This window comes from Vibrio fluminensis, from assembly GCF_015278125.1.
Taxonomy (GTDB): Bacteria; Pseudomonadota; Gammaproteobacteria; order Enterobacterales; family Vibrionaceae; genus Vibrio; species Vibrio fluminensis.
In genome coordinates this window covers 1-342 of sequence record NZ_JADILO010000098.1, presented here as the reverse complement: position 1 = coordinate 342, position 342 = coordinate 1, and the positions used below count along the sequence as shown (strand labels likewise).

3 tRNA genes are annotated in these 342 nt (G+C 48.0%); all 3 read left to right on the top strand.

The features are described from left to right. Positions 1 to 2: 2 nt before the first annotated feature. Positions 3 to 78, top strand: a tRNA-Gly gene (locus IRQ95_RS22110). 66 nt (positions 79 to 144) lie between these two features. Next, a tRNA-Met gene (locus tag IRQ95_RS22105) sits at positions 145 to 221 on the top strand. A gap of 30 nt (positions 222 to 251) precedes the next feature. Next, positions 252 to 327, top strand: a tRNA-Gly gene (locus tag IRQ95_RS22100). Positions 328 to 342 lie beyond the last annotated feature (15 nt).

The following is a 342-nucleotide window of genomic DNA, read 5'->3' as shown; positions in this document are numbered from 1 at the left end:
ATGCGACACTAGCTCAGTTGGTAGAGCGCAACCTTGCCAAGGTTGAGGTCACGAGTTCGAACCTCGTGTGTCGCTCCAAATTATCTAGTTAGATGTTTGTCTAGTTAGAACAAGCTTTCATTGTGCTTAACAATGACATCCGGACGCGGGATGGAGCAGCTTGGTAGCTCGTCGGGCTCATAACCCGAAGGTCGTAGGTTCAAATCCTGCTCCCGCAACCAAATTTAATCAATAGCAATAGCTGTTGATATGCGACACTAGCTCAGTTGGTAGAGCGCAACCTTGCCAAGGTTGAGGTCACGAGTTCGAACCTCGTGTGTCGCTCCAAATTATCTAGTTAGA